This is a genomic window from Streptomyces specialis (genome assembly GCF_001493375.1).
In the GTDB taxonomy this organism is placed as follows: domain Bacteria; phylum Actinomycetota; class Actinomycetes; order Streptomycetales; family Streptomycetaceae; genus Streptomyces; species Streptomyces specialis.
The window spans coordinates 595,596-617,623 of record NZ_LN929895.1 but is presented as its reverse complement, the minus strand read 5'-3'; the positions used below and the strand labels follow the sequence as shown (position 1 = coordinate 617,623).

Here is a 22,028-nt window from a genome sequence, read left to right as displayed (position 1 = left end):
GGACCCGGTTGCTCGCTGCTCGGCGATCAGGTGGGCGTGGGGCGGTTGCGGGGGACGAGTTGGACGACGGCTTCGGCGGCGGCGCGGGCGAGGTCGTCGAGCACGGCTTGGTAGACCTCGCGGGTGATGCGGGTGTCGGAGTGACCAAGGGTCTCGGAGACGATCTTGGAGTCGATGCCTGCGGCGAGCATGAGGGTGGCGGCGCCGTGACGCAGGTCGTGCAAGCGGACGGGGGCAGGCCGGCGTCGGCGACGAGGCGGTTGAACAGGTCGCTGATCTTGCCGGGGTGGAGCCAGGAGCCGTCTTCGGTGGTGAAGATGCGGCCGGTTTCGACCCAGGCGTCTTCCCACTGCGCGCGTTCGGCCTCCTGCCGGTGGCGGTGGGCTTCGAGGTCGTTGACGGACTCGGCGTCCAGGGCGATGACGCGGATGCCGCTGTTGGTCTTGGGGACGCCTTCGATGATGTTCCAGCCGTCCTAGACGAGCTGGGTGGCGACCGACAGGGAGTGACTGGGGGCGTGGAAGTCGGTCCAGCGCAGGCCGCAGGCTTCGCCGCGTCGCATGCCGCGGAAGGCCATCAGCCTCCACATGCAGTACAGGCGGTGGTCAGCGATGAAGTCGAGGAAGCGGCCGGTCTGTTCCGGGGTCCAGACCATGACTGGAGAGGGGCGTTCGCCGGTGGTTTGCCAGTGGGCGACGCGTTCGTCGGTCCACACCAGGGCCTTGGGCTTGGTGCCGGGCATCAGCTCGACGTGCTCGGCCGGGTTGTAGTTGGGGATGAGCCGCTGGGCGATCGCGGTGTTGAGCGCGGCCCGCAGCGTGGCCTTGATGTGGTACTGGGTGTTGACGCCGGTGACGCGGCGGAAGGGCGGCATCGCGTCGATCGAGGCTTTCAGCGCCTGGCGGCGGGCGCGGTTGTCGGTGCCTTTCCACGGGATGGTGGCAAGGTCGTCGAGGGCGGCGCGGCGCTGGGTGTTCTGCTCCTCGATCTCGATGTTGGTCTCGTTGATAGCGTCGAACATCCGGTTCAGATGGGCGACCTGCAGTTTGTCCAGCCGTATGGAACCCAGATGCGGTTTGAGGTGGATGCGGATGTCCGTCTCGTACCGCTGCCCGCCTGTCCGCAGCCGTTTCTTCCCGGCCAGCCACAGGTCCAGCCACTCGACTACGGTCATCCGCGGGTTGAGGGCTTGTCCTGCGGCCAGGCGGCGGCGGGTTTCGTCGTAGTCGGGCAGCGGCTCGCGCTCCTGCCCGCACTGCTCCAGCATGTCGCTGACCGCGAGGAGAGCGGCGGGGTCGTCGGCGTCGGGGATGGCCAGCAAGGCGCGGACCTTGTCCAGCTCCTCCTTGGCATCGGAGGCGGTGGTGAAGCCTCGCCTGCTCGGTGGCCATCCACTCCAGGTCCAGCGGCTCGTGTGGCGCGCCCGATCCGGCTCGTGATTGGGGGCGCTGGGTCAGGTGCGGGTGAGGAAGGCGGTGGCGCGTTTGTCGAGTTCGGCGGCGGTGCGCAGGCCGCGTGCGCGGTAGGGGGCGAGGCCGCGGCGTATGGTGCGGACGGCTTCGGTGATGCGGGCGGAGGCGGCGGCGTCCATGTGGTCCATGGCTTGGGTCCAAGTGGCGCAGGCTTGTTCGGGGTTGCCCTGGCGGCACGGCGCATCCCCGCAGTCAGGTGCCTCGACAGGCTCTGCATGTGCAGGAGTGTCGAGACGCGCTTCCCAGGAAGTACCGGGTCTCGATGTCTTGGGACGTCTCTTCTGAAGACGCCCCAGGCGGTATGGAGGATCTATCGTGCGATGCTTCCGCGCTACCGGTTCCTGCATGTATATGACGGCCAGCGTGGACGCCGCTCGAGGATCCACTTGGCCATGGGCAAAAAGGATCGATGGCGCAATTGTTCGACTCTTCGCTCGATCAAGTGGCCCTGTTCGGGAAGGGCGTGCGATTCTCCCGGATTCACCATACTCGGTCGTGTGTGATCGGCGAAGATTGGGGTGCGGACATGCCAGATGTTTTCGATCGTATCGAGTGGAAGGTTCGAGACATCTTCGGAAAAGAGCGGGTGTGCGTGCATGTCGGGAATGTTGAGGAGTGTGACATCAAGCGGCATCCTTCTTATCCGAAGTTCCGCGCCGAGGCGATATTGGCGGGGATTCGGTCAGCCCCGACTTCCCGCCTGTGGGAGTCCCTGATTGCCATGGGAAGGCTGTGTGACCTGGAGGGTGATGACACGTGGCGGTTGGTCGTCCTCGACTGCATCGTTCCCTGTTTTCGTTCTCTGTCCGCGAAAATTGCCCGCGATTTTCGAGTCGACCGCGAAGAAATCCGGTCGGCTATGGTGGCGACCGCATTGGAGGTGTGGGCAGACACTGCCATGGGCGTTCCGCCGCGTCACGTCAGGGATCGAATGGTGAAGGCGGCCTTCGATGTGGCCTTCCGCCATGGGAATGCGACCTTGTCGGAGTACTCGACGGACGACATTGAAATATTCACTCCCGAAACACCTGCCCAGGATCCCGGGCTGAGGGCGTCGTCGATCATCGATCTCAACAGTATCCGTGATGCGGATGTCGCAGAAAAGATCAGAGGTGAGCGGGTCGGGGCACTGTTTAAGGCGGCGGGTCACTTCGACGTCGTGCAGGGTTTGCATGAGGACATCCGCTCCGGTCGCCGTTCTGGATCGGTCAGCCAGGCCGTGGTCTCGTCACTGTCGCGATTCCGAATTTCTAACCCCAACTCCTATTATTACGCCTCAGACCTCTACCCCCCGTTCACCGGGCTCCGAGAAGCAGCAGGCGTGATGGGGATTCCCGAATCTGCCGCACACCGACTCGTCAGGGCGGGAGAGTTCCCCTTCCCCGCAGCAAGGGCGGGACGGAGCTACAAAGTCTCGGTCAAGGCCCTCATGCATTTTCATGGACATCCCGGATTCCATTATCCACGTCGATGACGTAGAGAACGGTGCTCTCCATGCGAGCCTCGGCGTACGGTGAGCCATGATGCCGTCAGCCCAATGCCGCACTCAAAGTTGTGAGACGCCGCCGCAGCAACGCTTTGGGCGGCGTAAGCCAAGGGAACCGACTCCTGTTGCAGGATCAGTAGCAGTGTGCAGAAGTCCGGCGGTGTCCGCTGCGGGCTGACCTGTTGGCTGACCTGCGTCGACGGACACCGCCGGACTTCTGCACACTGCTACTGATCCTGCAACAGGAGTCGGTTCCCTTGGCTTACGCCGCCCAAAGCGTTGCTGCGGCGGCGTCTCACAACTTTGAGTGCGGCATTGGGCTGACGGCATCATGGCTCACCGTACGCCGAGGCTCGCATGGAGAGCACCGTTCTCTACGTCATCGACGTGGATAATGGAATCCGGGATGTCCATGAAAATGCATGAGGGCCTTGACCGAGACTTTGTAGCTCCGTCCCGCCCTTGCTGCGGGGAAGGGGAACTCTCCCGCCCTGACGAGTCGGTGTGCGGCAGATTCGGGAATCCCCATCACGCCTGCTGCTTCTCGGAGCCCGGTGAACGGGGGGTAGAGGTCTGAGGCGTAATAATAGGAGTTGGGGTTAGAAATTCGGAATCGCGACAGTGACGAGACCACGGCCTGGCTGACCGATCCAGAACGGCGACCGGAGCGGATGTCCTCATGCAAACCCTGCACGACGTCGAAGTGACCCGCCGCCTTAAACAGTGCCCCGACCCGCTCACCTCTGATCTTTTCTGCGACATCCGCATCACGGATACTGTTGAGATCGATGATCGACGACGCCCTCAGCCCGGGATCCTGGGCAGGTGTTTCGGGAGTGAATATTTCAATGTCGTCCGTCGAGTACTCCGACAAGGTCGCATTCCCATGGCGGAAGGCCACATCGAAGGCCGCCTTCACCATTCGATCCCTGACGTGACGCGGCGGAACGCCCATGGCAGTGTCTGCCCACACCTCCAATGCGGTCGCCACCATAGCCGACCGGATTTCTTCGCGGTCGACTCGAAAATCGCGGGCAATTTTCGCGGACAGAGAACGAAAACAGGGAACGATGCAGTCGAGGACGACCAACCGCCACGTGTCATCACCCTCCAGGTCACACAGCCTTCCCATGGCAATCAGGGACTCCCACAGGCGGGAAGTCGGGGCTGACCGAATCCCCGCCAATATCGCCTCGGCGCGGAACTTCGGATAAGAAGGATGCCGCTTGATGTCACACTCCTCAACATTCCCGACATGCACGCACACCCGCTCTTTTCCGAAGATGTCTCGAACCTTCCACTCGATACGATCGAAAACATCTGGCATGTCCGCACCCCAATCTTCGCCGATCACACACGACCGAGTATGGTGAATCCGGGAGAATCGCACGCCCTTCCCGAACAGGGCCACTTGATCGAGCGAAGAGTCGAACAATTGCGCCATCGATCCTTTTTGCCCATGGCCAAGTGGATCCTCGAGCGGCGTCCACGCTGGCCGTCATATACATGCAGGAACCGGTAGCGCGGAAGCATCGCACGATAGATCCTCCATACCGCCTGGGGCGTCTTCAGAAGAGACGTCCCAAGACATCGAGACCCGGTACTTCCTGGGAAGCGCGTCTCGACACTCCTGCACATGCAGAGCCTGTCGAGGCACCTGACTGCGGGGATGCGCCGTGCCGCCAGGGCAACCCCGAACAAGCCTGCGCCACTTGGACCCAAGCCATGGACCACATGGACGCCGCCGCCTCCGCCCGCATCACCGAAGCCGTCCGCACCATACGCCGCGGCCTCGCCCCCTACCGCGCACGCGGCCTGCGCACCGCCGCCGAACTCGACAAACGCGCCACCGCCTTCCTCACCCGCACCTGACCCAGCGCCCCCAATCACGAGCCGGATCGGGCGCGCCACACGAGCCGCTGGACCTGGAGTGGATGGCCACCGAGCAGGCGAGGCTTCACCACCGCCTCCGATGCCAAGGAGGAGCTGGACAAGGTCCGCGCCTTGCTGGCCATCCCCGACGCCGACGACCCCGCCGCTCTCCTCGCGGTCAGCGACATGCTGGAGCAGTGCGGGCAGGAGCGCGAGCCGCTGCCCGACTACGACGAAACCCGCCGCCGCCTGGCCGCAGGACAAGCCCTCAACCCGCGGATGACCGTAGTCGAGTGGCTGGACCTGTGGCTGGCCGGGAAGAAACGGCTGCGGACAGGCGGGCAGCGGTACGAGACGGACATCCGCATCCACCTCAAACCGCATCTGGGTTCCATACGGCTGGACAAACTGCAGGTCGCCCATCTGAACCGGATGTTCGACGCTATCAACGAGACCAACATCGAGATCGAGGAGCAGAACACCCAGCGCCGCGCCGCCCTCGACGACCTTGCCACCATCCCGTGGAAAGGCACCGACAACCGCGCCCGCCGCCAGGCGCTGAAAGCCTCGATCGACGCGATGCCGCCCTTCCGCCGCGTCACCGGCGTCAACACCCAGTACCACATCAAGGCCACGCTGCGGGCCGCGCTCAACACCGCGATCGCCCAGCGGCTCATCCCCAACTACAACCCGGCCGAGCACGTCGAGCTGATGCCCGGCACCAAGCCCAAGGCCCTGGTGTGGACCGACGAACGCGTCGCCCACTGGCAAACCACCGGCGAACGCCCCTCTCCAGTCATGGTCTGGACCCCGGAACAGACCGGCCGCTTCCTCGACTTCATCGCTGACCACCGCCTGTACTGCATGTGGAGGCTGATGGCCTTCCGCGGCATGCGACGCGGCGAAGCCTGCGGCCTGCGCTGGACCGACTTCCACGCCCCCAGTCACTCCCTGTCGGTCGCCACCCAGCTCGTCTAGGACGGCTGGAACATCATCGAAGGCGTCCCCAAGACCAACAGCGGCATCCGCGTCATCGCCCTGGACGCCGAGTCCGTCAACGACCTCGAAGCCCACCGCCACCGGCAGGAGGCCGAACGCGCGCAGTGGGAAGACGCCTGGGTCGAAACCGGCCGCATCTTCACCACCGAAGACGGCTCCTGGCTCCACCCCGGCAAGATCAGCGACCTGTTCAACCGCCTCGTCGCCGACGCCGGCCTGCCCCCGTCCGCTTGCACGACCTGCGTCACGGCGCCGCCACCCTCATGCTCGCCGCAGGCATCGACTCCAAGATCGTCTCCGAGACCCTTGGTCACTCCGACACCCGCATCACCCGCGAGGTCTACCAAGCCGTGCTCGACGACCTCGCCCGCGCCGCCGCCGAAGCCGTCGTCCAACTCGTCCCCCGCAACCGCCCCACGCCCACCTGATCGCCGAGCAGCGAGCAACCGGGTCCCCGGAGGGGCCGATGCTCCTACGGCACACGCCCGGGGCCGGTGGTGTCCGGGCCGGGCGGCTGGGGTTGGGGGTGTTCGGTTTCGAGCTGGTGGAGGTAGGTGGTGGCGGTGGTGGTTTCGGCGGCGCCGATGCGCTGATACGTCGCGACTGCCTCGCGGAGGGTGGTGATGGCCTGCTGGGGGTGGCCGAGGGCGTGGTGGGCGCGGGCGGCGCCTTCCAGGGCGTGGGCTTGGTCGATGGGGCTGCCGGCCTGGCGGGCGAGGGTGAGGGCCTGCTGGTAGGTGTCGAGGGCGGCCGGGTGCTGGTGGGTGGCGGTGTGGAGGTCGCCGGTGGAGTTGAGGGTTTCCGCCTCACCTTGCGTGTCGCCGACGTCGTGGAACAGGGCGCGGGAGCGGTCCAGGAGGTCAGCGGCTTGGGGGAAGTTTCCTTGCTGGGTGCTGGTCTGGCCCAGCAGTTGCAGGGTGTTGGCCTGGCCATGGGGGTCGCCGAGGGCGGTGAAGAGATCGTGGGCCTGCTGGGCCAGCCGCGCCGCCTCACCGCAATCAGCCGTCAGTCGCCGCAGCCGGCCCAAGTTGAGCAGGGTGTACGCCTGGCCGCTGCGGTTGCCGAGGCCGGTGTAAAGGTCATACGCCTGCTGGGCCAGCCACCCCGCCTCACCGTACTCACCCGTCGCCCGCCGCGCCCGGCCCAGGTTGAGCAGGGTGTACGCCTGGCCGTGGCGGTTGCCGGGGCCGGTGTAAAGGTCAGACGCCTGCGGGGCAAGCCGCCCCGCCTCCGTGTAGTCACCCGTCGCCTGCCACACCCGGCCCAGGTCGGCCAGGGTGTTGGCCTGGCCGAGTTGGTTGCCGAGGCCGGTGTAAAGGTCATACGCCTGCTGGGCCAGCCGCCCCGCCTCCGTGTAGTCACCCGTCAGCCGCCGCACCAAACCCAGGTCGGCCAGGGTGTTGGCCTGGCCGAGGGCGGCAGCGTGAGATGTGTAGAGGGGTGTGGGTGAGGTGGTGGTCGGCTTGCTGGGCGGTGTGGGTGTAGTAGTCGAGCAGGCGGGTGAGGGCCTGGTCGCGCTCGTGCGGGGGGTCATGGTGGGTGTGGATGTGGGCGTAGTGGCGCAGGAGGTCGTGGAGGCGGTAGCGGCGAGGTGCGGGTTCGTCGATGAGGTGGAGGGTGTGCAGTTCCCGCAGCCGGCGGCGCGCCAGGTCGTGGGGGATGTTGTCGAGGGCGGCGGTGGCATACGGGTCGGTGTCGGGTCCGGGGTGCAGTCCGAGGCGTCGGTAGAGGCGTTGCAGGTCGGGGCCGAGGTGGTGGTAGGAGAAGTCGAAGGCCGTGTTGACGGCGCGGTCGCCGGCTTCCAGTTCGCCCAACCGGTCTTGCGAGGCAGCGACTTCGTCGACGAACTCGGTGATGGTCCAGGCCGCTTGGACGGCGAGGCGTGCGGCCAGGATGGTGATGGCCAGTGGGAGGTGCCCGCACAGGTCGACGGCTTTGTCGATGGCGGGCTGGTCGCCGGGGGTGGGGGTGCGGCGGGACAGCCGCACGAACAGTTCCGCGGCCTGGTCGGGCGGCATTGGGGCGAGGGGGAGGGGGCGGGCGCCGTCGAGGTCGAGCAGGCGGCGTCGGCTGGTGATGATGACCAGGCACTCGCGGTTGGCGGGGATGAGGGGTTCGACCTGTGCGGCGGTGGCGGCGTCGTCCAGGACCAGCAGCATGCGCCGCCCGGCGAGCCGGTCGCGCCACATGCTCGCGCGTTCGTCGATGCTGTCGGGGATGTTGCGGGGATCGATGCCCAGGCTGCGCAGCAGCTCGGCCAGGACGGTGGCGGGCTGGGCGGGGGTGGTGGTGTGGGTGTTCAGGCGGACGAAGCGGTGCCCGTCTGGGTAGCGGTCGGTGAGCAGGTGGGCGGCTCTGGTGGCCAGTGCGGTTTTGCCGACGCCGGGCATGCCGTCGACGGTGTGGATGGTGATCAGCGGCGTCCGTCCCGCCTGGGCCGTTTCGACCAGGCGCTGGAGTTCGTCGTGGCGGCCGGTGAACTCCGCGATGTCCCTGGGGAGGTCGCTGCCCCGGGGGATGGGCGGCGGGGGCGCCGGTTGGTGGATGTGCTGGGTGTTGTGGCTTCCGCCGAGCTGGAAGGCGATGCCGCTGGAGCCGTGCACTTCTACCACCGGTCCGTCTCCCGCCGCGGCGGGAGGTGTGTCCAGCCGGTGGGGGGTGGTGTCGTCGTGCTCGTCGCCGGCCGGGTCCGGGTCGGCGGGGGACGCGGGCGTCACCGCTCGTCCCCGGCCGGCGGGGCAGGCGGAGGCTGGTGGATGTGCTGGGTGTTGTTGCTGCCGCCGAACTGGAACCCGACCCCGCTGGCCCCGTGCAGGCTGATCCGGTACTGGCCAGCCTCTTCACCGGGCGCGGGCGGCAGTTGCGGCCCCGCCTCCACACCTGCGGAGTTGCGGGTCGGGTCGCTGCCAGGAGCTGGGCCGGGCCCGTCCGGAGGGTGCGCGGTGCCGGGCGGCTGGCGCCGGGCGGTGCGGGCGGTGTGGAAGGCCCGCCACAGCCCGGTCAGGGTCTGCCCGGAGGCGAGGGCACGGTCGGCGGCCTCGGCGAATTCCCTGGAGGGGGCCTGGCGGCAGGCGACGATGTGGCTGATGTACGTCGGGGTGTAGCCCATCAGGCCGGCCAGCGCGTTACGGGTCAGTGCGCGCCCGGCGCGCAGCCGTTCCAGCTCGGCCGCGAACGCCTCAGCCGCCTGCCGTTCAGGGCTGGGTTCCCCGGCCGGCCGCGTGCCGGGCGGGCCCTGGGTCGGCGGACTGCCACCGGACGGCGGGGCGGTGGGCACGGCGGGGAGGTGCCCGTCCCGGCGGGCGGGTACGAGGGCGCCCTGGTCGTCTAAGCGGCCACTGCCTGCGCCGTCCACGTCCGCGTCCCCCTGCGTCACAGTTCCCCATCCACTCCCCAACCACGCGAACTCACCCGTCCACAGGGCTAGTTGGCCCCGCTGCGGGTCGCGCGGATTGGCATGGCCACGTTTACGCGGCGGCCGGGGGCGCGCGCAAGACGCGTACCGGGGTGAGCCGTTGCGGCGGGGGGGGCGGGGGGGGCCCCCCCCCCCCCCTCCCCCCCTCCCCCCCCCCCCCCCCGGGGAGAAAACACAATGACCGGCTTTTTCTTTTAAAAAAAAAAAAAATAAAACCAAAGCAATCGATACGTTATGGTTCGCAGTCCCGACAGCCAAGAGTTGTTGTGTGCTATGAGTGGGGTGCATGTGGGTCTCGTTTTTTTGTTGGTGAGGGGACGAGGCCCACCGAGATCTGCACTATCCTCTTCGTCGGCAGCGTCAGATGTGTAGAAGAGAGAGGGGAGCAGGTTTGTGAGCGATGAGTTACCCGGCGAGCCGGGCCAGGAGTCCGGGCAGGGTGGGGTGTGGTCGGATCTGTCGGGGACGGCGCGGGATGTGGTGCAGGCCGGCCACGTGCATGGTGGGGTGCACTTCCACGGGCCCGCCTCGGTGAGGGTGGAGGTTCCAGTGCCGCGTCAGCTTCCGGGCGATGTGCCCGATTTCACCGGCCGGGCCGCCGAGCTGGCCCGGGCCCAGGCGCTGCTGACCGGCGACGAGAGACCCGACGATGCCGCGTCCGTACTGGTTATCGTCGGCACCGCCGGGGTCGGCAAGACGTCGCTGGCGATCCGTCTGGCCCACCGGATCAGCGCCCGCTTTCCCGGTGGGCAGCTCTTTGTGAACCTCCACGGTTACGACACCGGGCCGCCGCTGGCCCCGCAGGCCGTGCTGGAGCGGTTCCTGCGCGCGCTCGGTGTCCCGCCGCCGGCGATCCCGGCGGGTGTGGAGGAACGCGCCGAGCTGTACCGGTCGCTGCTGGCCGGCCGGCGCATGCTGGTAGTGCTGGACAACGCCGCCAGCGCCGGGCAGGTCCGCCCACTGCTGCCCGGCGCCCCGGGGTGCCTGACCGTGGTGACCAGCCGACACCGCCTGTCCGGCCTGGCCGTACGAGACGGCGCCCGCCGCATCACCCTGGGCATGCTCACCGAAAGCGAGTCCGCCGAGCTGATCACCACCGCGACCCGCGGCTACCGCACCGGCGACGACCCCGCCCACGTCACCGAACTCGCCCGGCTGTGCGCCCGGCTGCCCCTCGCGCTGCGGATCGCCGCCGAACGCGCCGCGACCCGCCCGCTGCTGCCCCTGCCCGAGCTGATCGCGAACCTGCGCGACGAATCGACCCTGTGGGACGCGCTGTCCGACCCCGACGACGAGGAAGCCGACGCGGTGCGCACCGTGTTCGCCTGGTCCTACCGCACCCTGCCACCCCCGGCCGCCCGCCCCGCCTCTTATCCACCTCTCTCGCTCCCGACGCCGAGGATACTTGCGACCCCCGACGCCAGCGCGAGCACCTACCCCCAAAACTACCACCACCACGCCCCCACTCCCCCCCCCCCCCCCCCGCGGGCCCCGGCGGGCCGCACCCGCCCCCCCCCCCCCCCCCCCCCCCCCGGCCGCCCGCCTCTTCCGCCGGCTCGGGCTGCACCCCGGACCCGACTTCTCCGCCCCGGCCGCCGCCGCCCTGGCCGGTGAGCCGCCCGCCCGGACACGGAGCCTGCTGGACCTGCTGGCCGGGGCACACCTGATCGAGCAGACCGGCCCGGAGCGCTACCAGTTCCACGACCTGCTGCGCGCGTACGCCACCGCCCAGGCCCACCAGGACGAAACGATCGAGGACCAGTACGCCGCCCTCACACGGCTGACCCGGTGGTACCTGCACACCGCCGACGCCGCCCGCGCCGCCGCCCAGTCCTTCTACCCCTCCGTGCTGGCCCCGCCCACCGGCCCGGAGACCGCCGTACCGCTGCCCTTCACCGGCCGGGCCGACGCGCTGCGCTGGCACCAGGCCGAGCAGGCCAACCTCCTGGCCCTCACCCGTGCCGCCGCCGACGCCAGGCTGGAAGAAGCCGCGTGGCAACTGCCCGCCACCTTGCACGGCCTGCACATCGCAAGAGGCTCCTTCGACGACTGGATCACCATGGCCGACACCGGCCTTCACGCCGCCAGCCGCCTTGACGACCCGCGCGCCCAGGCCTTCATGCACCACACGCTCGCCACCGCGTACAAGGAATCCGGCCGCTTGGAACAGGCCGCCGAACACCACCACGCCGCCCTGGCTCTTCGCACCCGCACCCGGGACTGGGCCGGAGTCGCGGAATCCGCCAACGGCCTGGGACTGGTCCACCTGTGGCGCCACGAACCAGCCCCCGCCCGCACCCGCCTGGAACAAGCCCTCGCCTTCTACCAGCAGTACGGCCCCGCGCACCGGGTCGGTCCAGTCCTGAACAACCTCGCCTACGCTGCCGCCGACCTGTCTGAACCGCAGCAGGCCGCCCGTCTCGCCCATCAGGCCCTGGCCGTCTACCGCGACACCCACGCCGATACCTACCTGCACGTCGACCCCCTGCTTCTGCTGTCCCGCATCGCCAGAGAAGCCGGGCAACCCGACCAGGCCCAGCCCCACCTCGACCAAGCCCTTGCCCTGCTGGAAGACAGCACCCATCCCGCGTTCGAAGCCGCCACCCGCCTCGAACAGGCCGCCGTCCTGCGCGAACAAGGCCACCACAACCAGGCTTTTCAGGCGTACTGGGCCTGCGAGACCCTCCAGCGCACCCTCGGCAACCGCACTGCACAAGCCCTGGCCCACGACGGCATCGGCCAGACCCTTCGTGCCCTGGGCCGTCTGGAAGAAGCCATCGACTTCCACCGCACCGCCGCCCGCATCCTGCGCGCACCCCTCACCCCGTGGAACCTCGCACAATGCCTGACCCACCTCGCCGACGCCCACACCGACAACCACCAGCCCGACCAAGCCCGCCAGTGCCGCACCGAAGCCCTCACCCTCCTCGCGGAGTTCACCGACCTCCAGGCCACCGCCCTGCGCGAACACCTCCAAGCCCTCACCCAGGGATAAAGACACACCGGACCCGGCACTGGGCGCGAGCGCCCTCCGGTCTCGACGGCCAGTGGGCGACCCCACCGTCGCCGAGCCCGCCTTCACCCCCCTCATCCACAGCCGACCGGCCGCATCGAGGAACTCACCGCAGGCAGGTGGCGGCCTGCTCTGTCAGCGCACTCGCCCAAACAGAAGCACCCCTCGTTCCCTTCCCAAGAACGGTGAACAGCGGCGGGCCGCGACGTCCTGGCTGCCCGTTTTCGGCACGTCAATGGCACGGTTACGAATCCGCCCTACCGCCCACAGCACGCGCCAACTCCGCGTCACCGCGCATGATCTCGACGATCTGCCGATCGATCTCTGTCTGACCGTGCTCCTCTCCGCACGGGCAAGCACTCCACCCACCCTTTTCGACCCGCTCAGCGACCTTCTCAACGAGGTCGGCCAATTCGCCAGCACCCCGACGGTTATCACCGGTTCGCCAGCAGACTCGCGGAAGACAGTGATCGCTGCACCGATTTCCGTGGCCAAGTCCATCAGTTGTGCCGCCGAGCGCGCGTCTCCGTTGAGGACGGCCTACTTGCCCGCCTGGGCAGCAGCCATCGCCAGACGGCCCAGCTTCGGGACTCCCGCAGGGACTTTCCGGTCGTCGAGCCGGAAACCGGACGGACAGCGTGGACCGACTCGGCACCCTCCGGGGACGGATCAGCGGCTGTCGCGATCAGCTCGGCCACCGACTCCGCCGAGACGACCACCAACGCCTCGTCCAGGTCCAGGCCCGTGCGGGCCGCGATGCGGCTGACCGCGGCGGCCGTCGCGCTGCGTACGGCGAACGGCTCGACCTCCAGCCCGCGGGGGAGAAGCACCGCCGTGGTCTGCGCGACCAGCGCGGCGAACGCCTCACCGTCCTGGTCCTGTCCCATGCGCCCAGCGTAGACCAGAAAAAGCAGAAGGCCCAGGTCAGCGAACTACTGTCCTGGGCCTGCGCCGGAGCCGCCTAAGGGAATCGAACTCCTGACCTACGCATTACGAGCCCTACGTAGTCGTTCCACGTCGTACTCGCTGGTACCCGCTTGTTATCGTTTCCGCTGATCAGGAACGTGGGGCCTTCGTCCGCGCACCTCTGATCCGCTCCGTGCCATCGTGTCCGCTCGCGCGTCGCTCACGCAGCGCCGGGTTGCTGATCTTCCGTTCCCTTGTAGACGACGCCCTTGCCTCCCGAGCCGGGCAGCCGGGACCGATCAAGCGTACTCGGCGGCAGCATGCCGACCAGGGCGACAGCTCGTCGAGACTTGCCCGCCAACATCCCCCGAAGGCATCACACTTGTCAGCGGCCACGTGTAACGTCCCGGAGGACCCCGGACCACAACCACCAAGCGGGCGCGCCGGGTTGTCGGCGCCTGGCAGAGGAGCGATGCGTGTTGAGTATCACTGAGGGGCTCTCACAGTCAGTTGGGCTCAAGAAGCCGCTGACTGCGTTGGTCAACAAGGGCTGCGTGCCAGTTGGGGGCATCTACCGACTCGACTACGACTCGGCCGTGGTGCTGACCGATGACTTCAAGAAGAAGGAGGCCGGAGGGGTTCCCAGAGGAGGATTCCTCCTAGCAGTCGCAGGCGAGAACACGACTTCAGGTTTCGTTCTTGAAGATCAGGAGGTGATCCTACTGCGGGTCCGCGGTACCGCGCCCCTCCCCAACGAAGCGGAGCTAATCCAGACGCGCCTGGCGGTCGTCCGCGACGCTGGCGCATCAGGAGTCGGATTTGACGATGTCACGGACGTGCTCACACGAAATGAACTTCAGCAGTCGGCCTTCGACTGCGAGGTTCTGGGCACTTTCTATACTGAGACCGACACCCGCGATGCCCCGATCAAGTACGGGGCAGACATCGATAATGTGGTTGTTTCTGCGCGCTACCAAGTCTTCCTACCGTCAACTGACGTATTGTCATGGCTAGCGTCCTACCCCGAGCCTACGCACAAGAAGGACGCCCTAGCAATTGGAAAGGTGCGATTCGCTGCCACGCGCCGTAAAGCCCTGATCGCCGGCACCGATCAGGCAGAAGTCCGCATTAATGTCTCTGACTTCATTGGACGAAAAACTGCCGTCTTCGGCATGACCCGAACTGGAAAATCTAATACCATCAAGACCCTAGTTACCGCAGTCCATCGGTACGGCTCGGAACACAATCGATCCATTGGGCAGCTCATCTTCGACCCCCAAGGCGAGTACGCGAATGTCAATAAGCAGGATCGGACAGGCCTTCGCCTTCTCGGTGACAATGAGCAGACGGTACGAATTTACAAAATGGAGCCCAGCGAGATCGATAGTCGCGAGAAACCTCTTCGCATTAACTTCTATGACCGCGAAGTACTGGAAGCGGCTTGGAGCCTAGTCAGCGAGGCGACCGCGCCGGTAGACACCAACTACGGGAAAAGCTTCCGGTCGGCCATGCTCTCTGAGCCCGACCGGACCGATCGTAGCCGATACAGCCGCTGGGGTTGGGCGGCGGTTGCGTTCTACGGTCTTCTGGCCAAATGTGGATTCGAGGCGAATAGTTTGCCGCAACCTCTCGTGATCGCGGCCGAGTCAGGCCCGATGACAGAGTTCATGAGCGCCCATCCTGGAGCTGTGGCAGAGGCTGGCCGAGCGGGAGCCTATCGTGTAATCGGCCCTGCAGGAGCACTTGCACTCGCCGAGTGGGTGGGAGAGCGGGAAAGTGACTTCCGAAAATGGCACGACACCAAGAATTGCCACTTCAGCGCGATCTGGAATGTGTACAATTACACGGGTGTGACCGCAGCCATTCGAAGTATACGCCCCTTCCATGGCCCTCAATCTGCCGGCGATGTTGGTGACCATTTGTGGGGCGACATGCAGGCGGGTCGACTCGCGATCGTCGACCTCTCCAGCGGGAATGAAAAAGTGGTCAAGGTTATGTCCGAACGCATCGTCACGCACCTATTGAACAAGGCGGGCGAGCGGTTCCGTGCCGACCACGATCCGATCGAGATGCAGATCATCGTCGAAGAGGCGCACAACCTCTTCGAGCGTGGTGGACGCGAGGTGGCTGACGACCCCTGGGTCCGCATTTCGAAGGAAGCAGCGAAGTACCGGATGGGGCTGATCTACGCAACGCAGGAAGTGACATCCGTCGACAAGCGCATGCTTTCCAACACCTCGAACTGGCTGATCGCCCACCTCAACTCCGATCACGAAACACGCGAGTTGTCGCATTACTATGATTTCAAAGTTTGGGCTCCGAGCATCATGCGAGCCGAGGATGTCGGCTTCGCGCGGATGAAGACCTATTCAGGAAAGTACATCGTCCCGGTGCAGATCGCCAAATTCGATCACGATATGGTCAACAGGGCCCGAAAAGCCGCTGGGCTGGCGAGCATCGACGTCACGATCGGAGATGAGTAACTCGTGCCCTATGAGGGTGAAAAGGCCTCCAGGCTTGGGCACGTGGAGACGGTGAAGAACGAGGCGGTCAAGGCTGCCCTTCAACGCTGGACCATCGCCAGCGCCCGGCCCAGCGGGAAGGCCAGCATCTCCGAGCTGTGCTTGCCTCTCGGGGAACTACCGCTTGTGGGCAACATCGACGAAGTCGATTTCTCCATCACGGTCGACGGGTCGGATACCGAGGTGGACACTACTCGCGACCACCCGACTGTGAAGGTTGGATATCTCCGGGTAGCCGGCTCGGTGGTACGGCTTGACGTCTTTCGCCAGCTTTCACGAGTGAAGCATATCGACCCGCGTGAGGTTCGCAAGTCCCACTCTGAATATGCCTTCGACGTTGCTCTGCCGGGATCTCAGCTCACCCGTCCCGGCATGAGTGGCGTGGAAACATGGCGAACCGAGCTCGAAGATTTTCTTCACAATTCGCGTTTTGATTCCAGTACCGAAATGACCCTCGCAGACGGGCTTCTAGCGCTCCACGGAACTCGCGGCAATGCCGCAACTAGTATCAATCTCCGTGTCTGTCCGGCATGCGGCCAGAAGGCGAACGCCAAATTCACGCTTGCGGCGGGCAAGGAGGGTGGCTCGTGCCCATCATGCCACGCGCGCCTGTACCTCGCTGACATTCTGCGCACTCACGAAGAATACAACGTCGAGGGCTCGAACTTCACTCCGCTCGGTCGCGTCATGACCGTCGCCGAGCGATTGATGTCCATATGCTACCTGAATTTCTTCGCCGACACTGCACCAGAAGTTCTGCAGCATACCCTCTTCATCACTGATGGCCCGCTGGCGCTATTCGGTCCGCTTGCCCCGCTTAAGCGAAGGTTCGAGGAACACCTCGGCGACCTGAGTACTTGGTGCCTCAAACGCGACCTCGTCGCGCCTCTTGTCGTAGGCATCGAGAAGTCGGGTGCATTCGTCGAACATGCAGAGTTGATCAAGGATTTAATCCCGCCAGGTCACGTCATGCGGCTTACCAACGCCTACATCAACAAAATTTCGGGACGTCCCGAGAACAATCACTATGGCGTGGATGAGTTCTATGGACGCCGGTTCATCTACCGCACTCGAACCGGCGATCCGCTGGTCATCACGGTTCTCCCCGCAGCGGGTCTATCACCGTACGACGGCGGCAGCCCTGAGGTCGAGGGCTGGGAGGCATATCCGACACTTCGACTGATATGTGAGATTCTCGACTCGCTCAGGACTCGCATGTACCAGCATGCTGTCGTGCCCATCGCCCTAGCACACTCGGCGGCGGCGCTGCCTCTAGGTGTGGGGCGCTCCGTCTTGACGATGATGGCGCAGCAGAACATCCCTGGCCTGAAACCTGACCTCCAGGCGGTGCAACCACCAACGTACTTTAAGGGGTAGCCCCGATCATGTTCCGGATCACTCACAGATCCGGCAAGATGGGACGGTGACTTCTGTGACCTCGTCAGTGACTACTACCCCCGCAAGCGGCCCTGCCCGGATTGCCACTTCTCTCGGCATCGACGAGGCCATCCATACCCAGACTCGTCCCTTGCTCCAGCAGCTTGAGCCCATCTCCCATGCGCTCTCCAGCGGTCGTTGGCAGTCTCCCTTGCGCTACCCAGGCGCAAAATCGTCGCTAGCCCCCGTAATTTCTCGAGTGATTACTTCAGCCAAGCGATCTCGCGAAGTTCCCGAGGTGAATCTTCTTGTCGAGCCCTTCGCCGGCGGCGCATCGGCATCACTGCGCGCCATTGGCGAGGGAGTCGTCGACCGCATCCTGCTCGCAGATGCCGACCCCCTCGTCACAGCATTTTGGCAAGCGGCCGCTGCTGATACCGAGCAGCTCGTCGACCGAATGTACGAGGAATGGAAGAGGTATGTTCGCGATGGTGGAGCATTGGCCGTGAAACGATGGGATTACTGGCGTGAGTGGACCCCGCGCCCAGAGATGACTGCACGCAGTCGTCGCCTAAGTGTAGCCACGCAATGTCTATTTCTCAACCGCACTACCTTTTCGGGAATCTTGCATGGTAAGGCCGGCCCTATTGGCGGACGCACTCAGGCAAGCAACTACCCGATCGGATGCCGCTGGAATCCAGACGCACTCGCCGAGCGGCTTAGGTACATCGGTCATCTTTACGACATCGGGCGTCTAGTAGACGTGTGGTGCAAGGATTGGCGGCAGACGCTTGACGACGTTCCCGAGCACTACCCGCAGCTCTTGCCTTCTCGTGTCGTCGCATATCTCGACCCTCCATACATTGAAAAATCTTCCCTCCTATACCGAACCTCGTTCGACCCTCGTGGCGGCTACGGCGGCGATGGACGTGGCGCCTCCTCCCGTGCGAGTGCTGATGCACTCCATCTCGGCCTCGCGGGCTACCTCCGGACGAAGGCACAGTTCCGTTGGCTACTCAGCTATGATGATCATCCCATACTCATGCAGAGCAAATGGCTTTATGCACAAACCAGAATGACTCCGTCAGAGGTTGATCGCGATACTCTCGGCGTACGCCAGTGGCGGATTAGTAAGCGGCTGGTCTCTACGCGCTACTCGGCAGCTGGGCGCTCTGGCAAGAGATCCGCCGAGGAACTACTGATCACGACACTCCCTCCCTCGACCGTGCCACTAGACGAAGAACTTCGCTTGCCGTAGCAGGTAAAAGGGGAGCTAGGTCCGTGCGGGCGATGAGAGGCGTAATGCTCCTCTGAGCGTGCTCCGCACCTGCCTTATGCATTCCAGGCATACCCAGGTCCGGTGAAGCGCATTCGAAGAGGCGCCGGAAGCATTCCTGATGTACCTTCAACTTGAACGGGGGGGCGGAGCGGTCGGACTGGGTTGATGTCCCGAGGCCGCGCGGCAGCACGGTGCCGCAGCCAGCGGTCCGCATTCGGTGAGCGGCCCGGTGACGGTCGTCCGCAGCCGTATCACTGCCGATGTGGTGCCGCTCGGATCGCCCGCCGCATCCGGAGCACCAGCATGGGCTCCGGCGGCCTGGACGTCGTGCCCGAGGCCGGCGTCGTGTACCGCGTTCTCCAGCAGCAGGCAACCGACCCGACCGCGGCCGCTGCCGTCCCCTCGTATGGCATGAGGCTGCCCCTCACCGTGCCATCGCAGCGCGCTACGCCGCCAGCGTCGTGATGCGTTCCATCGCTTCGCGGACGCGTGGTTCGGAGCGGTGGGTGGCGATGGCGGTGCGGACCTCGTGGAGGCGTTCGATACCGCGTTGGGTGTGGATGCCCTGGTCGATGAGGTCGGCGGCCTTGTGGGTGGCGTCGAGGGCGCCGTCCAGGTCGCCGGTCCGGCGGTAGGCCAGGGCGAGGGTGCCGTAGCGGACGGCGCGGTCGCGGGGAGTGGAGCGGCTGACGGAGCGTTCGAGGGCCTCGGTCGCTCGGGCGGCCTGGCCGGAGATGAGGAAGTAACGGCCCTCAGTCGAGCCGAGCTGCCCTTCGCCGATCCATCGCAGATACGGCGGGATGTCGGCGTCATCGACCTGTTCCAGGGCGTCGAAGGCGCGGTTGAGGGCTTCGGCGGCCCGGCGGTTGTCTCCGGCCTGGCTGTAGACGGTGGTCTGGTGGCCGGCGAGCGATACGCGCATGACGGCCGGAACGCGGGTGCGGACGGCGTCCGCGGCGTCCACCAGGCCGACGGCGGCGGACTGCTCGCGTTGGTTGGTGGCCTGGGTGGCCATGAAACACAGGATGTGGGCGCCCAGGGTGTCGTCCCCGGCGAGCTTGGCGGCGCGCAGGCCGACGTTGTAGTGCTGCTGGGCGGCCGAGTGGAGGCTGGCGTCGTAGCTCATCCAGCCGAGCAGGCAGCAGACTTCGGCGGCCAGGGTGTAGAGCCGCCGGGCGATGTCCTCGGTGTAACGACCGTTCTCCAGCATTCCGGTGATGAGCCGGAGGTCGGTCCGGGCGGACTCCAGGAAGTCGCCCCCGCCAGCCTCCTCCTCCATGGCGCGCAGCGACTCGACCCGCTGAGCCATGCGGTCGACGATGCTGTGGGTGACGGTGTCGCCGGACGTGGCAGCAGCGATGGCCGGGTCGGCCGCCACCCACTGGGCGCCCACTCCCACGAGCGTGACGCCGCCGACGCCGAGAAAGCCCCTCCGGTCCCCGCGAGTTGGGTCAGGGCTTCCAGCGTAGCCGCCTGTGTCCACGGAGTGGCAAACGATGTCTGCGGGCGGGCCGGTAGCCAGCGGGGCCAAGGAACCGACCGACGCACGGAGTCGGGGACGCCGAGGAGGCCAGCGATGACGAGCTGGGTGATGACGTCCGGGGCGTGGTCACCGCGTTCCCACTTGAAGACGGTCGAACGGGTCGTCCCCAGGTTGTGGCCGAGGGCCTGCCCGTGCAGGCGGACCAACTCCGCGAACCTCGCCTTGCCCGCTCCCAGCATCGCTCGCGCGTAGGACAGCGGGTGTTGCAGCGGTTCTCCTGGCTGACCAGCCATCGGGGCCTCCCCATCATCGCCTTCCTGCTCAAAGTAGCGCGGCGGACACCCTCCGCGCAGGGCCGGGCGAGGGGTTGAAACCCCATGAAACCTTACGTAGTTGGCTGCTCACGGTGGAACGTCGTAGCTCCGCACCGGAGTCCCGGGCGACAGCGAAAGGGAAGCGGAGTGTGATCTGCCGTGCCAAAGCGACTACCTCAGCACACGCCTTACGGCTTCCGCGTGCGGCCGGACGGAGACGCGGTGGGGGTCGCGAGGCGGCGGGTGGCCGCGGCCGTTCGCGGCTGGCGGCTCGGCCTGGCCGAGGACCGGTTGGACGATCTGCGGCTGCTGACAAGTGAGTTGGTCACCAATGCCCTGGCTGGCTCCGGTGCCGCCTGCGCTGTCTGCGTGCGGTGGACCGGTGCTCGCGTGCGGGTGGAGGTCACCGACGCCAGCCGCCAACGGCCCCGGGCCCAGGCCCCCGGTGCGGAGGACGAGTCGGGGCGCGGGCTGCTCCTGGTGGAGGCGCTGGCCGTGGCCTGGGGCACCGAGCCGCACCCCGCGGGAAAGGTCGTCTGGTTCGAGATCGAGCCGCATCCGGCCGGGGCATCGGCCCGAGTCCCGGCGAACGGCGCGGAGCCGGTCCTCCCAGGCCGGATTTCCCGTCCGCTGAGGGCAACGGCCTAGCCGGTCGCCGCGTGGCCCACAGCCGCCGACCCTGCCCGCCGGCGTCCCCTGGCCCGGGCGGGGTCGGCTCCAGCCAGGTGGCGCTCCGGTACGAAGCCGGGTGCCGCCGACGAGCAAAGGAGTAAGTGTCACGTGTTCCAGCACCGGGCCCTCCAGGGCCTCAGTAGTGCTGTGCCGGTCCGGGTCTCGACGGACCGGACCCTCCGCATCAAGGTCATCGACTCGTGCGGCATGACCTGCACGTTCTGCCACAACGAGGGCACGCTGGTCAGCGCGGACAACCACGCGCGCCCTGCGGGGCCGTTCACGCCGGCCGGGCGCTCCGGCCGCGTTTCGATCTACCTGGCCACGAACGGGGCGCGCTTCGTGGCGGCGCCCATACGCGCCGACGACTCGTTCCGCAGCGCCCTTGAGCGCCTGCGTGACGCCCTGGACCTGGACGAGGCCCATCTCACCGGCGGCGAGCCCACCCTGCACCCGGAGCTGGCGAGGATCGTCGCGCTGACGGGCAACACGGGCTTCGCGGTCAGCGTCACCTCGAACGGCGAGAATGGCGAGCGTATTCTCCCCGGCTGCGTCCAGGCCGGCCTCCAGCGCGTCAACTTCTCGGTCTTCGGCACCGACCCCGAGGAGCTGGCGCAGGTGCAGAACGCCAAGTTCCGCCGGGCATCGCTCGCGGCGGCCAAGATCGAGGCGCTCAACACCTCTCTCCGCGTGTCCCTGGACCTCGGCCTTCGCACGTGCGCCAACGTCGTCCTGCCCGACCGCACGCACATCCCTCGCGTCCACCAGCTGCTGGAGACCTACTCGCCAAGGCTGTCCGTCCGCGTGCTGTCCTCGCTGGCCGACGGTGACGCGTCGCTCGACGCGATCGACACGCTGCTGGACGAGCTGGGCGCCGAGCCGGAAGAGGTGCACCTGATCGCCGGCTCCTCCGGCTTCCGCATCGCCTACCGGCTCCCGAACGGCCGCCGGCTCATGGTGAAGCACATCCGGCCGCTCCGCCTGCCCAGCACCTGTACGGGCTGCCGCTTCAACAACGACGTGGACTGCCAGGAGGGTTACTACGGCCTCCGGCTCTACCGCGACCCCGCCAGCGCCTTCCACGTCGGCGTCTGCATTCAGCGCATGGACCTGTGCCTGCCTGTGGAAGAGTTCGTCGGCAGCGGCCTGTGCGACGAGATCAAGAAGCTCCGCGAGCAGGAATTCCACGACCTGACCGCGTAGACAACCGCCCCACCC

The 22,028-nt window shown here is 66.5% G+C and carries 15 protein-coding genes and 3 pseudogenes; 10 read left to right on the top strand and 8 right to left on the bottom strand.

The window, feature by feature from the left end; translation table 11 throughout:
• Positions 1-41 precede the first annotated feature (41 nt).
• Both BN2279_RS27910 and BN2279_RS29455 read right to left on the bottom strand, forming a co-directional pair.
• Positions 42-1,378, bottom strand: a pseudogene (locus tag BN2279_RS27910) (tyrosine-type recombinase/integrase); the annotation flags it as partial.
• A 75-nt stretch (positions 1,379-1,453) separates the two neighbouring features.
• Positions 1,454-1,600 carry a hypothetical protein gene (locus BN2279_RS29455; RefSeq protein WP_159037255.1) on the bottom strand — a complete coding sequence of 49 codons (147 nt, stop codon included), beginning with the start codon at positions 1,598-1,600 and terminating at the stop codon, positions 1,454-1,456.
• A 281-nt stretch (positions 1,601-1,881) separates the two neighbouring features.
• Between BN2279_RS29455 and BN2279_RS29450 the strand changes: the two genes are divergently transcribed.
• Positions 1,882-2,946, top strand: coding sequence for a helix-turn-helix domain-containing protein (locus BN2279_RS29450; protein WP_159037256.1), 1,065 nt, complete (start codon positions 1,882-1,884; stop codon positions 2,944-2,946).
• Between the two features lie 391 nt (positions 2,947-3,337).
• On the opposite strand, the gene BN2279_RS29445 is transcribed toward BN2279_RS29450, so the two are convergent.
• Entirely contained in the window at positions 3,338-4,402 is a 1,065-nt protein-coding gene (locus BN2279_RS29445) for a helix-turn-helix domain-containing protein (RefSeq protein ID WP_159037256.1), read from the bottom strand.
• Between the two features lie 281 nt (positions 4,403-4,683).
• On the opposite strand from BN2279_RS29445, the gene BN2279_RS29440 reads away from it, so the two are divergent.
• Together BN2279_RS29440 and BN2279_RS27905 are read left to right on the top strand one after the other, a co-directional pair.
• A complete protein-coding gene (locus BN2279_RS29440; protein ID WP_159037255.1) occupies positions 4,684-4,830 on the top strand; it encodes a hypothetical protein in 147 nt (48 codons plus the stop codon).
• Between the two features lie 75 nt (positions 4,831-4,905).
• Positions 4,906-6,257, top strand: a pseudogene (locus BN2279_RS27905) (tyrosine-type recombinase/integrase); the annotation flags it as partial.
• 44 nt (positions 6,258-6,301) lie between these two features.
• Here BN2279_RS27905 and BN2279_RS17490 read toward each other — a convergent pair.
• The 3 genes from BN2279_RS17490 to BN2279_RS27900 are packed head-to-tail and all read right to left on the bottom strand — an operon-like array spanning position 6,302 to position 9,205.
• Positions 6,302-7,207 carry a tetratricopeptide repeat protein gene (locus BN2279_RS17490; RefSeq protein ID WP_059010631.1) on the bottom strand — a complete coding sequence of 302 codons (906 nt, stop codon included), beginning with the start codon at positions 7,205-7,207 and terminating at the stop codon, positions 6,302-6,304.
• A complete protein-coding gene (locus tag BN2279_RS17485; protein ID WP_059010629.1) occupies positions 7,188-8,546 on the bottom strand; it encodes an ATP-binding protein in 1,359 nt (452 codons plus the stop codon). The genes BN2279_RS17490 and BN2279_RS17485 overlap by 20 nt, the downstream gene beginning before the upstream one ends.
• The gene (locus BN2279_RS27900; RefSeq protein ID WP_159037150.1) at positions 8,543-9,205 is read right to left on the bottom strand and encodes a helix-turn-helix domain-containing protein; all 663 of its coding nucleotides are present in this window, start codon (positions 9,203-9,205) and stop codon (positions 8,543-8,545) included. The genes BN2279_RS17485 and BN2279_RS27900 overlap by 4 nt, the downstream gene beginning before the upstream one ends.
• 495 nt (positions 9,206-9,700) lie before the next feature.
• Between BN2279_RS27900 and BN2279_RS28935 the strand changes: the two are divergent.
• Positions 9,701-11,069, top strand: a pseudogene (locus BN2279_RS28935) (AAA family ATPase); the annotation flags it as partial.
• Positions 11,070-11,303: 234 nt separating this feature from the next.
• Positions 11,304-12,239: a tetratricopeptide repeat protein gene (locus BN2279_RS31215; protein ID WP_324612848.1), complete on the top strand. Its 936-nt coding sequence runs from the start codon at positions 11,304-11,306 to the stop codon at positions 12,237-12,239.
• Positions 12,240-12,757: 518 nt separating this feature from the next.
• Here BN2279_RS31215 and BN2279_RS17470 read toward each other — a convergent pair.
• Positions 12,758-13,144, bottom strand: a complete 387-nt coding sequence (locus BN2279_RS17470; protein ID WP_059010624.1) for a hypothetical protein — start codon at positions 13,142-13,144, stop codon at positions 12,758-12,760.
• Between the two features lie 495 nt (positions 13,145-13,639).
• Between BN2279_RS17470 and BN2279_RS27895 the strand changes: the two genes are divergently transcribed.
• The 3 genes from BN2279_RS27895 to BN2279_RS27890 are packed head-to-tail and all read left to right on the top strand — an operon-like array spanning position 13,640 to position 18,320.
• Positions 13,640-15,646, top strand: a complete 2,007-nt coding sequence (locus tag BN2279_RS27895) for an ATP-binding protein (RefSeq protein ID WP_159037254.1) — start codon at positions 13,640-13,642, stop codon at positions 15,644-15,646.
• Between the two features lie 42 nt (positions 15,647-15,688).
• On the top strand, positions 15,689-17,062 hold the full coding sequence (locus tag BN2279_RS29435) for a hypothetical protein (protein ID WP_159037253.1): 1,374 nt from the start codon (positions 15,689-15,691) through the stop codon (positions 17,060-17,062).
• 46 nt (positions 17,063-17,108) lie between these two features.
• Positions 17,109-18,320, top strand: coding sequence for a DNA adenine methylase (locus tag BN2279_RS27890; protein ID WP_159037252.1), 1,212 nt, complete (start codon positions 17,109-17,111; stop codon positions 18,318-18,320).
• A 466-nt stretch (positions 18,321-18,786) separates the two neighbouring features.
• Here BN2279_RS27890 and BN2279_RS17455 read toward each other — a convergent pair whose 3' ends face one another.
• On the bottom strand, positions 18,787-19,734 hold the full coding sequence (locus BN2279_RS17455; protein WP_159037251.1) for an NsdA family TPR-like regulatory protein: 948 nt from the start codon (positions 19,732-19,734) through the stop codon (positions 18,787-18,789).
• 626 nt (positions 19,735-20,360) lie between these two features.
• On the opposite strand from BN2279_RS17455, the gene BN2279_RS17450 reads away from it, so the two are divergent.
• Both BN2279_RS17450 and BN2279_RS17445 read left to right on the top strand, forming a co-directional pair.
• Positions 20,361-20,786, top strand: coding sequence for an ATP-binding protein (locus BN2279_RS17450; protein ID WP_059010618.1), 426 nt, complete (start codon positions 20,361-20,363; stop codon positions 20,784-20,786).
• Between the two features lie 132 nt (positions 20,787-20,918).
• Complete coding sequence (locus BN2279_RS17445; RefSeq protein WP_059010616.1) at positions 20,919-22,013, top strand: radical SAM protein; 1,095 nt, start codon at positions 20,919-20,921, stop codon at positions 22,011-22,013.
• Positions 22,014-22,028 lie beyond the last annotated feature (15 nt).